This window comes from Zobellia sp. 1_MG-2023 (assembly GCF_030549125.1).
Classification (GTDB): domain Bacteria; phylum Bacteroidota; class Bacteroidia; order Flavobacteriales; family Flavobacteriaceae; genus Zobellia; species Zobellia russellii.
In genome coordinates, this window is the sequence record NZ_JAUOSY010000031.1 from 1 (window position 1) to 624 (window position 624).

At 47.4% G+C, this 624-nt stretch carries 1 protein-coding gene; it reads left to right on the forward strand.

All coding sequences use genetic code 11. The annotated features are described in order from the left end of the window. Nucleotides 1-136: 136 nt before the first annotated feature. A partial coding sequence (locus tag Q4597_RS19700; RefSeq protein ID WP_303407808.1) for a GntR family transcriptional regulator occupies nucleotides 137-624 on the forward strand: 488 nt, incomplete at its 3' end.

Here is a 624-nt window from a genome sequence, read left to right on the forward strand (position 1 = left end):
AAAAGCTTTCCGTCCTGTACTGTACCGCTCGGCCCAAAAAAAATAAATATGTATATTTTGGGCGGATTATAATTTTTCATCTTTACTATTGTGCCGCCAAGGGGCAGTTCCACCGATAAAGAAAAGACCATCGCCCATGAACATATTCAATTTCATCAACATAGACGAGAACTCCCGAGTGCCCAAGTACAGGCAGATCGTGGACGCCATTATCCATAACATATCCTCGGGCAACCTTAAGATGGACGACAAAATCCCGTCTATCAACAGGTTCAGCGAGGAGTACCTCCTCTCGCGGGACACCGTTGAGAAGGCCTACAGTATTCTAAGGGAGCGCAAGGTGATCATCTCCATAAAGGGCAAAGGGTACTACATAGCCCGCACCAAGCTGATATCCAAGGTGAACATCCTGTTCCTGGTCAACAAGCTCAGTTCCTACAAGATGCGCATCTACAATTCCTTTATAGAGAGTATAGGGGGAACGGCGCACACGAGCCTTTTCATCTACCATTGCGAGGAGGAGCTGTTCCTGAACCTTCTGGAAAAGAACAGGAACGCCTATGACTACTATGTGATCATGCCGCATTTCAAGACCGAGAAGCTGAAGCATGCCAGCCATACCCC